11 protein-coding genes are annotated in these 17174 nt (G+C 60.4%); all 11 read right to left on the reverse strand.

Going from position 1 to position 17174, the window contains the following annotated elements:
- Entirely contained in the window at window positions 1-1797 is a 1797-nt protein-coding gene (locus tag DFR37_RS00825; protein WP_113931354.1) for a thiamine pyrophosphate-requiring protein, read from the reverse strand.
- A gap of 13 nt (window positions 1798-1810) precedes the next feature.
- A complete protein-coding gene (locus tag DFR37_RS00830) occupies window positions 1811-3649 on the reverse strand; it encodes a glycoside hydrolase family 15 protein (RefSeq protein ID WP_113931355.1) in 1839 nt (612 codons plus the stop codon).
- A 245-nt stretch (window positions 3650-3894) separates the two neighbouring features.
- Complete coding sequence (locus DFR37_RS00835) at window positions 3895-4686, reverse strand: IclR family transcriptional regulator (RefSeq protein ID WP_113931356.1); 792 nt, start codon at window positions 4684-4686, stop codon at window positions 3895-3897.
- Between the two features lie 53 nt (window positions 4687-4739).
- A complete protein-coding gene (locus tag DFR37_RS00840) occupies window positions 4740-5870 on the reverse strand; it encodes an FAD-dependent monooxygenase (protein WP_113931357.1) in 1131 nt (376 codons plus the stop codon).
- Between the two features lie 455 nt (window positions 5871-6325).
- Window positions 6326-7813 (reverse strand): amidophosphoribosyltransferase, encoded by a 1488-nt coding sequence (gene purF, locus DFR37_RS00845; protein ID WP_113931358.1) that lies wholly within the window; start codon window positions 7811-7813, stop codon window positions 6326-6328.
- Window positions 7814-7834: 21 nt separating this feature from the next.
- On the reverse strand, window positions 7835-8323 hold the full coding sequence (locus DFR37_RS00850; protein ID WP_113931359.1) for a CvpA family protein: 489 nt from the start codon (window positions 8321-8323) through the stop codon (window positions 7835-7837).
- Entirely contained in the window at window positions 8320-9138 is an 819-nt protein-coding gene (locus DFR37_RS00855) for an SPOR domain-containing protein (RefSeq protein ID WP_113931360.1), read from the reverse strand. Before DFR37_RS00855 ends, DFR37_RS00850 begins: the two co-directional genes overlap by 4 nt.
- A 53-nt stretch (window positions 9139-9191) precedes the next feature.
- Window positions 9192-10553: a bifunctional tetrahydrofolate synthase/dihydrofolate synthase gene (gene folC, locus DFR37_RS00860; RefSeq protein ID WP_113931844.1), complete on the reverse strand. Its 1362-nt coding sequence runs from the start codon at window positions 10551-10553 to the stop codon at window positions 9192-9194.
- 247 nt (window positions 10554-10800) lie between these two features.
- Window positions 10801-12588, reverse strand: coding sequence for a dihydrolipoyl dehydrogenase (gene lpdA, locus DFR37_RS00865; RefSeq protein ID WP_113931361.1), 1788 nt, complete (start codon window positions 12586-12588; stop codon window positions 10801-10803).
- A 9-nt stretch (window positions 12589-12597) separates the two neighbouring features.
- Window positions 12598-14313, reverse strand: a complete 1716-nt coding sequence (aceF, locus tag DFR37_RS00870) for a dihydrolipoyllysine-residue acetyltransferase (RefSeq protein WP_113931362.1) — start codon at window positions 14311-14313, stop codon at window positions 12598-12600.
- A 15-nt stretch (window positions 14314-14328) separates the two neighbouring features.
- Complete coding sequence (gene aceE, locus DFR37_RS00875) at window positions 14329-17049, reverse strand: pyruvate dehydrogenase (acetyl-transferring), homodimeric type (protein ID WP_113931363.1); 2721 nt, start codon at window positions 17047-17049, stop codon at window positions 14329-14331.
- Window positions 17050-17174 lie beyond the last annotated feature (125 nt).

Raw genomic sequence — 17174 nt, forward strand, 5'->3', positions numbered from 1 at the left:
TTACTCGCCTTTCTTGCCGTGCGGCACGATGGAAGCAAAGACTTGCTTGGCAGAGTTGGCGATGATGCCGGCAGTATCGCTGTCGCCCTTGAGCATCGAAGACATGAATGCCGCCGCCTGGCTAAGACTGATATGAGGCGGCAGCGGCGGCACGTCCGGGTCGGTGATCGCCTCGATGACGCATGGCCGGTCGGCGGCCAAGGCTGCATCCCATGCCGGGCCGATCTGGTCCGGCGAATTCACGAAGATGCCTTTCAGGCCTTGCAGCTTTGCATACTCCGCATAGGAAAAATCCGAAACATGCTGGGCGGCGTTGTACTTTGGATCTCCCAGAATACGCTGCTCCCACGTCACTTGATTGAGGTCGCGATTGTTCAGCACCATCACGATAAGCCGAGGGTCGGACCACTGCTTCCAATACGCAGCAATGGTGATCAATTCGGCGTTGCCATTCATTTGCATGGCGCCGTCGCCGACCAGCGCGATTGCAACGCGGTCGGGAAAAGCGAACTTGGCGGCAATCGCATAGGGAACGCCCGGCCCCATGCTGGCCAGGCCGCCAGACAGCGAAGCCATCATGCCCCGGCGTATCTTGATGTCGCGAGCATACCAGTCGGCGGCGGAGCCCGAATCGGCCGCAATGATGCAGCGGTCCGGCAAACGCGGCGACAGCTCGGTAAACATGCGCTGCGGATTGATAGGAACGGCATCCGCCATCGCCCGCTCGTCCAGCAGTTTCCACCATGCCTTGACATCCTGTTCTATCGTCCTGCGCCAGGCGCGGCCGGATTTGCGTTGCAACAACGGCATCAGCGCGCGCAACGTGGTTGCGCTGTCCCCCACCAGATTCACCTCCATGGGGTATCGGATCGAGAGCATCTTCGGGTCCAGGTCGATCTGTACCGCACGGGCCTGCCCTTCTTTGGGCAAGAATTCGGAATAGGGAAATCGCGAACCAATCACCAGCAAGGTGTCGCAATCGGACATCATGTTCCAGCTTGGCTTGGTACCAAGCAGGCCGATCGAGCCGGTAACATAAGGCAGGTCGTCGGGCAGCGCGGCCTTGCCCAGCAGCGCCTTGGCCACGCCGGCGCCAAGCAGTTCCGCCACCTCCATTACCTCGTCCGTTGCGGCCAATGCGCCGGCGCCTGCCAGGATGGCCACCTTGCGTCCCTCGTTCAGCACTTGGGCGGCCCTTTTCAGATCGGTGTCAGTCGGAACCACGCGCGGCGCGCTGTAGCCGATGCCCGAATGAACGGTGCCGTGCGCTCGCGGCGGCACCGGCGCCGCATCCAGTTCCTGCACATCGGTGGGGACAATAATGCAGGTGACAGTGCGTCCGGAGATAGCAATACGCAATGCGCGATCAACAATGTGGCGGGCCTGCGCCGGCACGGTGATCATCTGCGCATAGTCGCTGGCAACGTCCTTGAACAGAGAGACAAGGTCGACCTCTTGCTGGTACTGCCCGCCCAACGCCGTACGTGCCTGCTGGCCCACTATGGCCAGCACGGGCTGGTGGTCGAGCTTGGCGTCGTACAGGCCATTCAGCAGATGGATGGCGCCCGGACCCGATGTGGCCAGGCATACGCCTACCTGTCCTGTAAATTTTGCATGCGCGCAAGCCATGAATGCCAACATCTCTTCATGCCGTGCCCGCACGAGTTCAAAACGGCCGTCCGCGCGATCCATCGCGCCCATGATGCCGTTGATGCCGTCGCCCGGATAACCGTATATCCGTTTGACGCCCCAGTCGCCCAATCTTTGCAGTATAAAGTCGCTTACCTTGTCGGCCATTGCGTTCACCTCGTCAGTAACGTTTGTGCAGTTCAGGTATTTGGCTCGCCGCCGCTGGGCGTTCGCCGCGCTGGTAGGCCTGTTCGGCTCGGGCAGCCGAAATGGAAAGCAGACACGCCGTATTGATCAGCGCCATGTGCGTCAATGCCTGAGGAAAATTTCCCAGCATATGCCGGGCCTGAGGGTCATACTCTTCAGACAGCAGGCCAACATCATTACGCAAGGCAAGCAACCGCTCGAACAACGCTTCACCCTCTTCCCGGCGCCCAAGCGCGACAAGGCTGTCGGCAAGCCAGAATGAACACGGCAGGAATGTACTTTCTCCCGGCGGCAAGGCGTCCACATGAGCAGCAGTCGAATACCGCAAGACCAGCCCATCCACGACAAGGTCTCGCTCAATCGCCTCGATAGTGCCCCGCACCCGCGGATCGCTGGGCGGCAAGAACCCCACCTGCGGCATCAACAGCAGGCTGGCATCAAGATGATCCGAATCGTAGGACTGTACAAATGCGTTGCGCCGAGCGTCGAAGCCCCTGGCGCAGACCTGTGCGTGTATGGCGTCGCGTACGTGGCGCCAGTGCTCGACGGGACCCTTCAGCCCAAACAGCTCAACATCCTTGACCGCGCGATCGAATGCCACCCAGGCCATCATCTTGGAATGCGTGAAATGGCGGCGCGGCCCGCGCACTTCCCAGATACCTTCGTCCGGTTGCGACCAGTTCGACTCCAGAAACCGCAGCAGGGTGTTTTGTATCTGCCAGGCTTGCGCGTCGGGCTCCAGGCCGACGGCCCGCGCCAAATGCAGGGTATCCATGATTTCGCCATAGACGTCCAGCTGCAATTGCCTGGAGGCAGCGTTGCCTATGCGCACAGGGCCGGCTCCCGCGTAGCCGGGCAGCCATTCCAGAACCCGCTCGTCAAGCTTGCGTTCACCCGTCACGCTGTAAAGCACCTGGGCATCCTGCGGGCCGCCGACAGCGCGTTGCAACCACTCGCGCCAGGCAATGGCTTCGTCCCGGTAACCCGCGACCAACATGGCATTCAATGTAAACGTGGCATCACGCAGCCAGCAGTATCGGTAATCCCAGTTGCGCGCTCCGTCCATGCGTTCCGGCAATGAGGTCGTCGGCGCAGCAATGATGCCGCCGGTCGGCTTATAGATTAGCGCCTTGAGTGTAATCAGCGAGCGTATGACCTCATTGCGCCAGCGGCCCCGATAAGAACACTGCCCGGACCATTGACGCCAGCCCTCTTCCGTTGCTGCCAGCGCCTGCTCCTGGTCCAGCGCCGGCGGCGCGGCCTCATAGGAAGGTCGGCAGTTCAAGGAAAAGGCGACTTGCTCGTTCTGGCATATTTTGAATTGAGCCACGGTCCGCATGTGCTGCCCACGCACTGGCACTGAACTGCGCAGCTCAAGCATGTACGGGCCGGTGCCCGCCAGCAAGCTGTCCTCCGAGCGCCGCACCCATGGCATCGTGGCGCCGTAGTCGAAGCGGATGGCCAGCTCCATCCGCATGGCCACTTGCCCGCTCAAGCCCTGGACCAGCCGCACGACATCCTGACGGATATCTGAAAGCGGCATGAAGTCCAGGATACGCACGGTCCCTTCATCGCTGGAAAACTCCGTTTCCAATATCAGGGTGCCGTCGCGATACTTGCGCCGGACGCTGCAATTTTTTGCCTGCGGCGCTATCAGCCAGCGCCCGTACTCGGCGCCCCCAAGCAATGCGGCAAAGCAGGCCGGCGAATCGAAGCGGGGAAAGCAAAGCCAATCGATCGAGCCATTGCGCCCCACAAGCGCTGCGCTATGCGCATCGCCAATGAGTGCGTAGTCTTCAATCGGAATCGGCATCGGCAAGGCTCCAGTCGCAGCCTGCTCAGATCTAAAGAGACGACAAACTCCGCCAGGCCCGCGCTGGCATTTCGTCAGCAAGCGCTGTACCGCTGGACAATCCGCCGCTTTTGTTCAAGTCCTCTTTATACTTATGAACGCTTGCTTTCAGGCGGCTCACGGCTGAAAGCCGGCCCCGGTCACACGGCCCGGTTACCGTAGTCCTTACTGCCGGCAAACGGCTGGTTTGCATGCGCCAGCGCCGATCAAAGAAGTCCGCCCGCAGCAATAAGCGACAATTCGCCCGCAGCCTGCCTGACTGCCGCTTCGACGTTCGTTGCAAATGCCTCGTCGCGGGTGAACAGATGTTCGGGTCCTACTACGCTAAGCGCCGCAACGGCCTCGCCCGACGCACCGCGCACCGCCGCCGCGCAAGCATTGATGCCCGTTTCGTAGCCGGAGAAGCTCCAGGCGCAACCACGTGTGCGGTCCTCTTCAAGCAGGGCCTTCAACTGAGTAAAGTCGGCTGGGCCTTTATCGCGTATGGGCGCCGGCATGGACTTGGCAAACCGTTGCTCCAGATCGCCCGGTGCCAACGACGCCAGCATGCTTCTGCCAGGAGCGGTCAGATGCGCCGCAACGCGGCTGCCCACCCGGATATGGCTGATAAGGCCCGATTCGGGCATTTCGCGCGCGACATACACGACATCGTTGCCGTCCATGATGACCAGATAAGCCGAAAGGCCAAGGCCTTCGCACAGGCGCAACAGAAAGCGCCGCCCCGTTTCCACCAAGTCGCAAGCGCCCAGTCCCGCAGCCGCCATGGTCAGGAAGCTGAGGCCTATCCGATGGCCGCCTTGCGGCAAGCGCTCTATCATGCGCTCGTGCTCGAGCGTCGCCAGCAAGCGCATTACCGTTACACGATTGACATCGATGAGCCGGCCCACTTCAGACAAGTTTCCGGTATTGCCGCCCTGTGCGATATAACGCAAAAGCCGCAACCCCCGGATTACGGGCGAAACGAGCTGCGATGAGTTGTCGGAAACGGATTCGGTCATAGCAGTCTAGATTCCAGTCGATAGGGAAGCACAGCACAAGCCGCCACGTCGCCTTAGGCCAAAGGCACCGCCCAGGCATCATACTCGTAAACCCAGTCGCCATTGCCGCCTTCTTTAAGCCAGGCATTGCCGCGCGAGGCAATCTGAATGCGGCTGGCGCGCTCATGGCGCACGCTCTGGTATGCCGTAAACGCGGAAGGCACATCGGCGTAACGGCTATCGGCCAGGCAACGCGCCAGAACCACCGCGTCTTCAATAGCCTGCCCCGCCCCTTGTGCCATGAACGGCATCATCGGATGACAGGCGTCGCCCAACAGCGCCATGCGCCCCTTGTGCCAAGTAGGCAAAGGATCGCGCACGTACAATGCCGACTTCAACACCGAGTCGCAAGCATCCAGCAAAGCACGCGCTTCAGGATGGAAATCTTTGTAAATTTCGCGCAGCTCGCCGACCTCGCCGGGAGCCGTCCAGGACTCCAGCTCCCAACCCTCTTGCGGCGTGGTGGCGAAAATGAAAAGATCTTTGCCGCGATTCAATGGAAAGCTGACAATCTGCACCTCTGGTACCGCGCCCCACCACTTGGTGAAGCTGTCCAAATTCGGCAGATTGCCCAGCTTTTCAATAGGCACTACCGCCCGATAAGCCACCACACCCGTAAATTGCGGCTTTTCCTGCCCCAGCAAAGCATTGCGCACCATAGAATGAATGCCATCGGCACCGATCAGCGCATCCACCGTTTCCTGCGTACCATCGTCGAACTCGACCACCACCTTGTCGCCCAAATCCTGAACGCCTGTCGTTCGCTTGCCCAAACGGATGCACTCGGCCGGCACGGCGCCTTCCAGTGCCGTCATCAAATCGGCCCGATGCATCGTCAATTGCGGCGCCCCGTACTTTTGCTGGGCGGCCTCCGCCATCTCCAGGCGCGAAGTTTCCTCGCCCGTAAAGCCGTCCCGGCTGATCCGATATCCCGGCCGAGCCGCGGTCTCGCGCAAAGCCTCGCCCACGCCCAAGCCATCCAGCGCCCGTACGGCATTAGGCGTCAAATTGATATCCGCCCCTACCCGCGCAAACTGCTTGGCCTGCTCAAACACCAACACTTGCTTGCCCAGCTTGCGCAAGGCAATAGCCGCCGCCAGCCCGCCTATCCCGGCACCCGATATCCCAATGACTTTCTCTTTCATACTGCCTCCGAAGGCGGTTTAAGCTGTTGATACGTTCATTTTTGAACTTACTGTTAATAATTTAACGTACACAAGTGGACCGCGTCAAGTGGGTTTTTCGTTTTGGGCGTTGTGGGATTCTGAATTCTGAGATCCTAAGCGGCTGTTTTAGCTCCAGTAATTTTGCTCAGGTCGCTGCGGCCTCGGCTGCGCCGAGGCTACCCGCGCCAGCCGCCGTTTTCGGGCGCTCGCGAACTCACGCGAATGGGCAGCCACTGGCTGCCCATAAACGCCGCGCTCGAACACGCGCTCGCTTGCATCCCGAAAACGGCGGCTGGCGCGGCTTGCTCCAACTTCGCAAAATTACTGAAGCTAAAACAGCCTGGCGATGAAGTGAACGCCACAGCCCGGCAATGAAGCGGGCTCTAACAGTTGCCCATTTCTCTAGAAAGCGGCCCTATTCAGCTGATGGCAAGTTACGCATCATCGTCGGATATCGAAGCCGCCTGGTTGCCCCGCGTGCTACCCAGGCGTTCAAGATACGCCGCATCAATATCCCCGGTCACATACCGCCCATTGAAGCAGGACGACTCGAACTGAGTAATACCCGGATTAAGATCGCGGATCGAACTTTCAAGGTCCTCGAGGTCCTGATACACCAGGCCGGCAGCGCCGATCGCCCGCGCCACCTCATTCGTATCGCGCCCAGTCGCGATCAGCTCCGCCTGCGTCGGCATATCAATACCGTACACATTCGGAAAACGCACAGGAGGCGCCGCCGAAGCAAAAAACACCTTGTTTGCGCCCGCGCTTATCGCCATCTCGACAATCTGCTGGCTGGTCGTGCCGCGCACAATAGAATCGTCCACCAACAAGACATTCTTGCCGCGGAATTCCATATCGATGGCGCTGAGCTTCTGGCGCACCGACTTCTTGCGCACCGCCTGCCCCGGCATAATGAAAGTGCGACCAACATACCGGTTTTTGATGAAACCTTCCCGGTAATTCAAGCCCAGGCGCGAAGCCAGCTGCATCGCCGAAGGCCGTGACGAATCGGGAATCGGCATGACCACGTCGATCTCGCCCAGGCGCAAGTTCTTCGCCACCTTGTCGGCCAGATATTCGCCCATATTCAGGCGCGCATCGTATATGGAAACGCCGTCCATCAAGGAGTCGGGCCGCGCAAAATAAACGTACTCGAACACACAGGGCGTAAAAATGGGGTTCTCGGCGCACTGGCGGCTGGACACATTGCCGTCCAGGTCGATAAGCAACGCCTCGCCGGGCGCAATGTCGCGCACGAAGGTATAGCCGCAACCCGTCAAAGCCACAGACTCTGAAGCCACCATCCACTCAACCCCATTGTCGGTGGCCAGGGACCCCAGGCACAAAGGCCGGATGCCATAGGGGTCGCGAAATGCAACCATGCCGAAACTGGCAATCTGGGCAATTACCGCATAAGCGCCCTTGGTGCGCCGGTGCACTGCCGAGACCGCGTTAAACACAGCATTTTCGTCGAGCGAAACACCGCTGGAGGCCAATTGCAGTTCGTGCGCAAAAACGTTCAACAAGACTTCCGAATCGGAGTTGGTATTGATGTGGCGCCGGTCGATACGGAACAGTTCTTCGCGCAGCTCGCGCCAGTTCGTCAGGTTGCCGTTATGCACAAAAGTGATGCCGAACGGCGCATTGACGTAAAACGGCTGGGCCTCGTCAACGCTGTCGCTGGAACCCGCCGTGGGATAGCGTACCTGCCCCAGGCCACTGGTGCCGGGCAAGGCGCGCATGTTGCGCGTGCGGAATACATCGCGCACCAGGCCATGTGCCTTGTACATATTGAAAAACTGGTCATGCGAAGTGGCTATGCCCGCCGCATCCTGCCCGCGATGCTGCAACAACAATAGGCTATCGTAAATAGCCTGATTAGCGGGGCTGCGTGCCGCGACCCCTACAATTCCACACATTGTTTTTTCCTGTTAAAGCAATCAGTACGGCAACCAAGATGCCAGAGACGGAGGCAGCAGTTGCTTTATCTGCTGCACCCCTTTTACGGCGGCGGGCGACAAGCGCGCTTCGCTCCACCAGGGTTCTTTAGGAAGTTCGGTATAGCCGGCCAGCGCTACCAGAACCAGGACGATAAGCAGTCCCCGCAATAATCCGAACAACGCTCCAAGGCCATGATCGGCCGGCGTCAGGCCGGTTCTCTGGATCAGGGTAGCCAAAGTAATATTAACCAGTCCCACCAGCAAAAGCACTGCAATAAATACCGCCGCATAAGCGGCGGCGGTACGGAGCAAGTCGTTTTCTATGTAGGCTGACAGCCAGGTGGAGGTTCTGGGCCCCCACCAGATGGCCGCGGTAAACGCCACCAAATACGCAACCAACGACAGCAATTCCTTGACCAGGCCGCGCAGCAGGCCCAGAAAGGCCGACACGCACAGGATGGCCAGAACGATGTAGTCGAAGCTGGTCACTTGCTGGAGATGAAGCCGTTCTCGTAGCCCAACGCTCGCAAGCGTGTTTGAGCCGCCTGGGCGGCATCGCGCGTAGGGAAAGGACCGACACGCAAGCGATAAGTCGATTTTCCGCCGGATGTGGATGTCTCGACGTAGGCATTGCTGACGCCCGCGGCGGCCAATTTTTCACGCCGGGCCTGTGCGTCTTTTTCAACGGTATAAGCAGCAATCTGCAAAACGAAATTACCCTTGGCTGTGGCCGCTGGCTCGGCCTTTTTGGCGGGCTTGCGCCCTTCGAGCAAGGCAATGGCTACCGAACCGTCGTCCGTGCGCTCTGTGGTTTTGGGCGGCTCTTTGTGCGCCGGCTTCTCAGCCGCCTTGGCTTTGGCGGCATCGTGGGCGGCTCGGGTTTCGGCCGCGGCCTTGGCTTCTGCCGCAGCTTTGCTCTCGGCCTCGGGCGTCAGTTTGACTGGTTCGGCAACTTGCGGCTCGGGCGCCGGCTGGGCGGGTTCGGAATCGGGAACCGGCAAGGTATCTTCTGTAACCGGTCCGGTTGCCGCGCCTTCAGGCGCTACCGCTGCGACACCAGGCGCGGGCAGCGGAGGAATTGCCGGCACCACAAGCGGTGTGGACTGTTCTTCGGGCGGCGAGGTATTGATCAGCATGGGCACTACAATGACTGCCGCGATGACCAGCGCCAGCGCGCCGATAAGGCGTCTGCGGGCGCGGCTGCGCATTTCGTCGGCCTGCGCCTCGCTGGACATGGATGAACGCGCCCGCGAACGCTGCTGATCAGCACCCGTCGCGGACTCTTTACGAGAAAACAATCCCATGCGGCAACCCTTGTTGGCTGTGGGCCGGCTTGCGCCGCCTCGACAGACATTCGTTAATCTTTACGTCGTAGCTCTTCAAGTACAGGACCAACCGTAGAAAACGAGCCAAACACAAGAATTCTATCATTGTCGGACGCCTGTTTTCGCGCCTCGGTAAAGGCTTGAACCGGATTATCAAAACTTGCAACAGTTATGGAGTCCGTGTTGTGGGACGGCGGCTGGCCGGCGATGACCGGGCGCACGCCTGGCGCCTTTGCGCTTGGGGACGCTTGATGCACCATGGCGCTTACCTTTGCTGCAAGTTCGCTGCCGCTTAAACCGCGTGGCCCGGCCGTACCGGCGCAATACCAATGATCTACCCGCGTAAGAAGCTTGCCGACCGTGCTGGCAACGTCTTTATCGCCCAGCATACCCACAACCGCGTGGGTGTATGGGTAAAACCCCATGCCGTCCAGGTTTTGCGCCAATGCGGCGGTGGCGTGCGGATTATGCGCGACGTCCAGCACTACCAGCGGGTTGCCCGGCAGGATCTGCAGCCGTCCGGGCAAGGAGACCTGGGACAAACCCAGCCGGACTGCCTGCTGGGGGATGGCGATGCGGTCTTCCAGGGCTTCCAGGGCCGCCAGTGCGGCGCTTGCATTAAGCAGTTGATTGGCGCCCCGCAGAGCCGGATAGGCCAGGCCCGCGCGGCGCCGCGAACGCCCGCCATATGCCCATTGCTGTCGGTCGCCCGAATAATTGAAGTCTTTGCCGAACAGCCATAAGTCGACGCCGATCTCGCGCGCATAGGCCAGCAAGGTGTCAGGCGGCATTGGATCGGCGCAAATGGCCGGACGCCCCGGGCGGAAAATATGGGCTTTTTCGAATGCGATTTTTTCGCGCGTATCGCCCAGCCATTCTGCGTGGTCGATGTCGATGCTGGTCACGATGGAACAATCGGCGTCGACGATATTGACGGCGTCCAGCCGACCTCCCATGCCCACTTCCAGAACGGCAACTTCCAGTCCCTGCTGCTCGAACAGGCGCAGGGCGGCCAAGGTCGAGAACTCAAAATAAGTCAGCGAAATATCGCCGCGCGCTTGCTCGATACTGTGGAACTGTTCAACGATCTGCGCGTCAGTGGCGATTTCGCCATTGACGCGGATGCGTTCGTTGTAGTCAATAAGATGCGGCGAGGTATACATGCCTGTGCGATATCCCGCCGCCAGCAGCACCGCCTCGAGCATGGCGCAAGTGGAGCCCTTGCCGTTGGTGCCGCCTACGGTAATGGCGACGAACGGATGAGTAAGGCCTAAGGTTCGCGCAACGGCCCTTACTCGGTCCAGCCCAAGGTCGATGGCCTTGGGATGCAGGGTTTCAAGATAGCCCAGCCATTGGGCAAGGCTGGACAACTGGTTGGGTTTTGGAAGAGACATAATGACTTGCAAACAGGCCGGCTGCGCGAGCCTATGGATCAACGAGCGAACCTGGCTGGCGCAACGGCCGGACAGGCGGCATGCCGCGTGAGCGCGCCGCCCAGATAAATAGCCGATGCCCATTCAGGCATCGGCTTCCAGGCGCTATTTTAAACCCTATTGGACGGCCTTGCCCGGAATGGCGGCAAGAGCCGAAAGAGCAAGGGCGCACGCTGCGCGGCGTATACCCATGCCAGTCCCGGCAGAACTATTTACGCCTTGCCGGAGGCAGGTCGGTGCAACTGCCTTCTGCCACTTCGGCCGCCATGCCGATGGACTCGCCCAAGGTCGGATGCGGATGTATGGTCTTCCCGATATCCACCGCGTCGGCGCCCATTTCTATGGCCAAGGCCACTTCGCTGATCAGATCGCCCGCATGCGTGCCGACGATGCCGCCGCCCACAATACGGTGGGTTTGCGCATCGAACAAAAGCTTGGTGAAGCCTTCGTCGCGGCCGTTGGCAATGGCGCGTCCCGAAGCCGCCCAGGGGAACAATCCCTTTTCAATGGCAATGCCCTCTTTCTTGGCCTCTTCTTCGGTAAGACCCACCCATGCTACTTCGGGGTCGGTGTAGGCAACGGAAGGAATCACGCGCGCATCGAAATAACTTTTCTGCCCCGCAATGACTTCAGCGGCAACATGCGCCTCGTGCACTGCCTTGTGGGCCAGCATGGGCTGCCCGACAATATCGCCGATGGCGAAGATATGCGGCACATTGGTGCGCATTTGATTGTCCACATTTATGAAGCCGCGTTCAGTTACCGCAACGCCCGCCTTTTCGGCAGCCAGCTTGTTGCCGTTGGGGCTGCGGCCTACGGCCTGCAAGACCAGGTCGTAGCGCTGCGCTTCTTTGGGCGCGTTCTTGCCTTCAAAGCTCACCCAAATGCCATCGTCCCGGGCCTCGGCGCCGACGGTCTTGGTATCGAGCATGATACGGTCGAACCGGCGTTCGTTCATTTTTTGCCAGACCTTGACCAGGTCGCGGTCGGCGCCCTGCATCAGGCCGCCCAGCATTTCAACGACATCGAGCCTGGCGCCCAAAGCGGAATAAACCGTACCCATTTCCAGACCGATAATGCCGCCGCCCACCAGCAGCATTTTTTGCGGAATAGAGGCCAGTTGCAAGGCGCCGGTAGAGTCGACGATGCGTGGATCGTCAGGCAGGAACGGCAATTTCACCGACTGGCTGCCTGCCGCGATAATGGCCGATTTGAACTGGATGGTCTGGGTTTTGCCGCCCTCCATCTGCACCGACAAATGATTAGGGCCGGCAAACTGCCCGACCCCCGTCACCACGGTAACCTTGCGCGCCTTGGCCATGCCCGCCAGCCCGCCGGTGAGCTTTCCGACCACGCTGTCTTTATAGCCGCGCAAGGCGTCCAGATTGATGCTTGGCGCACCGAACGAAATACCGTGAGCCGCCAGGGACTGGGCCTCTTCGGCCACGGCCATCGTATGCAGCAGGGCTTTGGAGGGAATGCAGCCCACATTCAGGCATACGCCGCCCAGAGTCGCGTAACGCTCGACCAGCACCACATTGAGGCCCAGGTCGGCCGCGCGGAACGCGGCGGAATAGCCGCCCGGCCCGGCGCCCAGTACCAGGACATCGTATTGGGCGTCTGCCTGGCCGGAGAACTGGGCCGGCTGGGGCGCCGCAGCCGCCGGCGCAACAGCGGAGGCCGGAGCGTTTGAGGCAGCGGGAGCGGCGGCGCTTGCAGCCGGCGCGGGCTTGGCCGGCGCCTGTGCGGGTGAATCGGCCGCCGCGTCCAGCTGCACAATGACCTTGCCCTGGGCGACTTTGTCGCCGACCTTGACCAGCACGGCCTTGACCACCCCGCCCTGCTGCGCGGGAATTTCCATGGAGGCTTTGTCGGACTCGACGGTAATGAGGCTTTGCTCGGCCTTGATGGTGTCGCCTGGCGCAACCAGGATTTCAATAACTTCGACTTCGGCAAAATCGCCAATATCGGGCACTTGCAAGTCAACCGTGCTCATAGTGGCTCCTTATAGCGCAATGCGGCGGAAGTCGGCCAGCAGCGCCGACAGATAGGCGTTGAACCGGGCCGCCGACGCCCCGTCGATAACCCGATGGTCATAAGACAGCGACAACGGCAGCATAAGGCGCGGCTGGAATGCCTTGCCGTCCCAGACCGGTTGGTGAGCCGAGCGCGACACGCCCAAAATGGCAACCTCGGGCGCATTGATGATAGGCGTGAACGAGGTGCCGCCTATGCCGCCCAAGGACGAAATAGAGAAGCAGCCGCCTTGCATCTGGGCCGGCGACAACTTGCCGTCGCGCGCCTGCCTGGCCAGCTCGGAGGTTTCGCTGGCCAATTCAAATATGCCTTTTTTATCGGCATCGCGTATGACCGGCACAACCAGGCCGTTGGGTGTATCGGCCGCGAACCCAACGTTGAAATACTGCTTCAGGACAAGGTTGTCGCCGTCGAGCGAAGCATTGAAGTCGGGGAATTTTTTAAGCGCGGCAACCACCGCCTTGATGATAAAGGCCAGCATCGTGACCTTGGTGCCGGACTTCTGGTTTTCCTGGTTCAGCTCGACCCGGAAGGCTTCAAGATCAGTAATGTCGGCCAAGTCGTTGTTGGTGACGTGCGGAATCATCACCCAGTTGCGATGCAAATTGGCGCCGGATATTTTCTTGATGCGCGACAGGGGCTTGGCTTCGATCGGGCCGAACTTGGCGAAATCGACCTTGGGCCAATCCAGCACCGACAGGCCGCCGCCCGCCGCAGCCGTGGATCCGCCGCCGGACACACCACCCGCCACTGCCTGCTTGACGTAGCCGCGCACATCGTCGGCAACGATGCGGCCGTTTCTGCCGCTGCCTACGACACGGGTCAGGTCGACACCCAGTTCGCGTGCGAATTTTCGCACTGAAGGCGAAGCATGCGGCAGATTGCGCTTGGGCGCCGCATCGAATTCGGCGGTTGGCGAAGGATGCACCACGGGTTCCGATGCGAGGGCCCCGTTCTGGTCGGCGGCCGGCGCCGCAGAACCCGCCGAAGCCGCTGCCGGAGCCTGTGCCGGAGCTGCAGACGGAGCCGGGCTTGCCGCCGGAGCCGCGGCCTGCCCGCCGGAGGCTTCCAGTTCCAGGATGAACGAACCCTGGTTGATCTTGTCGCCGACCTTTACATGGACGGCCTTGACCACCCCCGCCTGGGGCGATGGGATTTCCATCGAGGCCTTGTCGGACTCGACGGTGATAAGGCTTTGTTCAGCCTTGACCGTATCGCCCACCGCGACCAGGACCTCGATGACTTCGACTTCGTTGAAGTCGCCGATGTCAGGAACTTCGACCTTGACTGAGCCGCCGGCTTGGGCCGCCGCGGGCGCAGCCGGAGGCGCGGCTTCAGGCGTATTTGCCGCGGCAGCCGGTGCTGCGGCTGCCGGTGCCGCCGCGGGCTGGGCGGACGCTTGCGGCGCAGCAGGCGTGGCGGCCTTGGCCGGCTGAGCGGCTTCAGCCGATTCCAGCTCAAGAATGATGGATCCTTCCTTGATCTTGTCGCCGACCTTGACCTTCACGGACTTGACGACGCCCGCACCCGGCGACGGGATTTCCATCGAGGCCTTGTCGGACTCGACGGTAATGAGGCTTTGTTCGGCCTTGACCGTATCGCCCGGCGCCACAAGGACTTCGATGACTTCAACTTCGCTAAAGTCGCCAATATCAGGAACTTTAACTTCGACAGCATTGCTCATAGTGTCTCCCCCCGATCAGGCGTGATGCGGATTCGCTTTATTAATATCAATATCGTATTTTTTGATGGCCTCGGTCACTTTGGACGCCGGTACCGAGCCTTCGTCGGCCAGCGCGCGCAAGGCGGCCAGTACCACAAAGTGGCGGTTGACCTCGAAGTGCTCGCGCAGCTTGTAGCGGAAGTCGGATCGGCCGAAGCCGTCGGTACCCAGCACGGAAAGCGTACGGCCCTTGGGGATGAATGGCCGGATCTGGTCGCCCAGCAGCTTGACATAGTCCGTCGAGACCACGATAGGCCCTGTGGTTTCGCCCAGCTTTTGCGTTACGTACGGCAGCGGCGCTTTGGTGTCTTCCGGATTGAGCATGCGATGACGTTCGCAGTCCAGGCCGTCGCGGCGCAGCTCGGTAAAGCTGGTTACGCTCCAGAGGTCCGAAGCCACGCCCCAATCGGATTCGAGCAGTTCCTGGGCGGCCAGCACTTCGCGCAAAATAGTGCCTGACCCCATAAGCTGCACGCGTAGCTTGTCTTTGGGCTTGCCCGCCGACTTGAGCTTGTACATGCCGCGGATGATGCCTTCTTCGTCGCCCGCGGTCAGGCCCGGCTGGGGATAGTTTTCGTTCATCACGGTGATGTAGTAGAAAACATTTTCCTGATTCTCGATCATGCGCTTGAGGCCGTCCTGGATGATGACCGCCAGCTCGTGCGCAAAGGTCGGATCGTACGACACGCAATTGGGAATGAGGGCCGACATGATGTGGCTATGGCCATCTTCGTGCTGCAAGCCTTCGCCGTTCAGGGTGGTGCGCCCCGCCGTACCGCCCAGCAGGAAACCGCGCGCCTGCATGTCGCCGGCGGCCCAGGCCAGGTCGCCGATACGCTGGAATCCGAACATCGAGTAATAGATGTAGAACGGAATCATGATGCGGTTGTTGGTGGAATAGGACGTCGAAGCGGCTATCCACGAACTGAACGCACCCGCCTCGTTGATGCCTTCCTGCAATAGCTGGCCGTCGGTGGCTTCGCGGTAATACATGACCTGGTCTTTGTCGACCGGCACATACTTTTGCCCCTCGGGCGCATAGATGCCGATCTGGCGGAACAGGCCTTCCATGCCGAAAGTGCGCGACTCGTCGGCCAGGATGGGAACCACGCGCGGGCTAAGCTCTTTGTCGCGAAGAACCTGGTTCAGGATGCGCACAAATGCCTGGGTCGTGGAAATTTCACGCCCTTCCGCGGTGGGCTCAAGCACTGCCTTGAAGACTTCAAGAGCAGGCGCCTTGAAGTGTTCGTCGGCCTTGGTGCGGCGCTTGGGCAGGTATCCGCCCAACGCCGCACGGCGCTCGTGCAGATACTTCATTTCAGGCGAATCGTCGGCCGGCTTGAAGTACGGCAACTCGTCGATCTTGTCGTCGGGCACGGGAATATTGAAGCGATCGCGGAATTCGCGCACCGAGTCCATGTCCAGCTTTTTCTGTTGGTGGGTAGGGTTCTTGGCCTGTCCCACATGACCCATGCCGTAGCCCTTGATGGTCTTGGCCAGGATGACCGTGGGCTGGCCGGTGTGCTTGTTGGCGGCGTCGAATGCCGCATACACCTTGTGCGGATCGTGGCCGCCGCGATTCAGGCGCCAGATGGCTTCGTCGCTCATGCGGCTGACCATTTCGAGCAGTTTGGGATGCTTGCCAAAGAAATGTTCGCGCACATACGCGCCGTCATGCGCCTTGTAGGCCTGGTATTCACCGTCGACCGACTCTTCCATGATACGGCGCAAAATGCCTTCTTTGTCGTGCGCCAATAGCGGATCCCAGTAGCCGCCCCAGATAAGCTTGATGACATTCCAGCCGCTGCCGCGGAAGTCGCCTTCGAGTTCCTGGATGATTTTGCCGTTGCCGCGAACCGGGCCGTCAAGACGCTGCAGATTGCAGTTGATGACAAAGATAAGGTTGTCGAGCTTTTCGCGCGAGGCAAGGCTGATGGCGCCCAGCGATTCGGGTTCGTCCATTTCGCCGTCGCCGCAAAACACCCAGACCTTGCGATTGCTGGTGTCGGCAATGCCGCGGGCATGCAAGTACTTGAGAAAGCGCGCCTGGTAGATGGCCATGATGGGGCCCAGCCCCATGGACACCGTGGGAAACTGCCAGAACTCGGGCATCAGCTTGGGGTGCGGATACGACGAAAGGCCCTTGCCGCCCACTTCCTGGCGGAAATGGTCGAGCTGTTCTTCGGTAAGCCGCCCTTCAAGATAGGCGCGTCCGTACATGCCGGGCGAAGTATGCCCCTGGAAATAAACGAGGTCGCCGCCGTGTTCGGCGGTTTCGCCATGCCAGAAATGGTTCTGGCCGCAACCTATCATGGTGGCCAGGGACGCGAACGAGGCAATATGCCCGCCCAGGTCGCCGCCGTCGGCCGGGTGGTGGCTATTGGCCTTGACCACCATGGCCATGGCGTTCCAGCGGACATACGAGCGGATGCGTTCTTCAAGCACCAGATTGCCGGGGTGCGCGGGCTCGAGCACAGGCGGTATCGTGTTCACGTACGCGGTATTGGGAGAGAACGGAATGTGGGCGCCGGAGCGGCGCGCCAGATCGATAAGGCGCTCAAGCAAAAAATGAGCGCGTTCCGGACCTTCGCGGTCCAAAACGGCTGCAAGCGCCTCGAGCCACTCTTGAGTTTCAAACGCGTCTTCGTCGCTTGCGTTTGCCATTGCACTAACCGGTACTTGACCAAGAGAGGACATTGAAAGTCTCCTGTTTTTAGGTATTTCGAACCGACACCATCACTTCAAAAGTGTTGTATCACGTAATAGCCCTGCACAACGGCGAATCGCGGAAAATGACTCAGCCGCCCAGGGGATGTATCCAT

It is taken from the genome of Eoetvoesiella caeni, assembly GCF_003315175.1.
GTDB lineage: Bacteria > Pseudomonadota > Gammaproteobacteria > Burkholderiales > Burkholderiaceae_B > Eoetvoesia > Eoetvoesia caeni.

Excerpts from the sequence above, each read along its gene's own strand:
- lpdA (WP_113931361.1), bottom strand. The coding sequence starts at position 12,588 with ATGAGCACGGTTGACTTGCAAGTGCCCGATATTGGCGATTTTGCCGAA.
- DFR37_RS00835 (WP_113931356.1), bottom strand. The coding sequence starts at position 4,686 with ATGACCGAATCCGTTTCCGACAACTCATCGCAGCTCGTTTCGCCCGTA.
- aceE (WP_113931363.1), bottom strand. The coding sequence starts at position 17,049 with ATGTCCTCTCTTGGTCAAGTACCGGTTAGTGCAATGGCAAACGCAAGC.
- purF (WP_113931358.1), bottom strand. The coding sequence starts at position 7,813 with ATGTGTGGAATTGTAGGGGTCGCGGCACGCAGCCCCGCTAATCAGGCT.
- DFR37_RS00840 (WP_113931357.1), bottom strand. The coding sequence starts at position 5,870 with ATGAAAGAGAAAGTCATTGGGATATCGGGTGCCGGGATAGGCGGGCTG.
- DFR37_RS00855 (WP_113931360.1), bottom strand. The coding sequence starts at position 9,138 with ATGGGATTGTTTTCTCGTAAAGAGTCCGCGACGGGTGCTGATCAGCAG.
- aceF (WP_113931362.1), bottom strand. The coding sequence starts at position 14,313 with ATGAGCAATGCTGTCGAAGTTAAAGTTCCTGATATTGGCGACTTTAGC.
- folC (WP_113931844.1), bottom strand. The coding sequence starts at position 10,553 with ATGTCTCTTCCAAAACCCAACCAGTTGTCCAGCCTTGCCCAATGGCTG.
- DFR37_RS00825 (WP_113931354.1), bottom strand. The coding sequence starts at position 1,797 with ATGGCCGACAAGGTAAGCGACTTTATACTGCAAAGATTGGGCGACTGG.
- DFR37_RS00830 (WP_113931355.1), bottom strand. The coding sequence starts at position 3,649 with ATGCCGATTCCGATTGAAGACTACGCACTCATTGGCGATGCGCATAGC.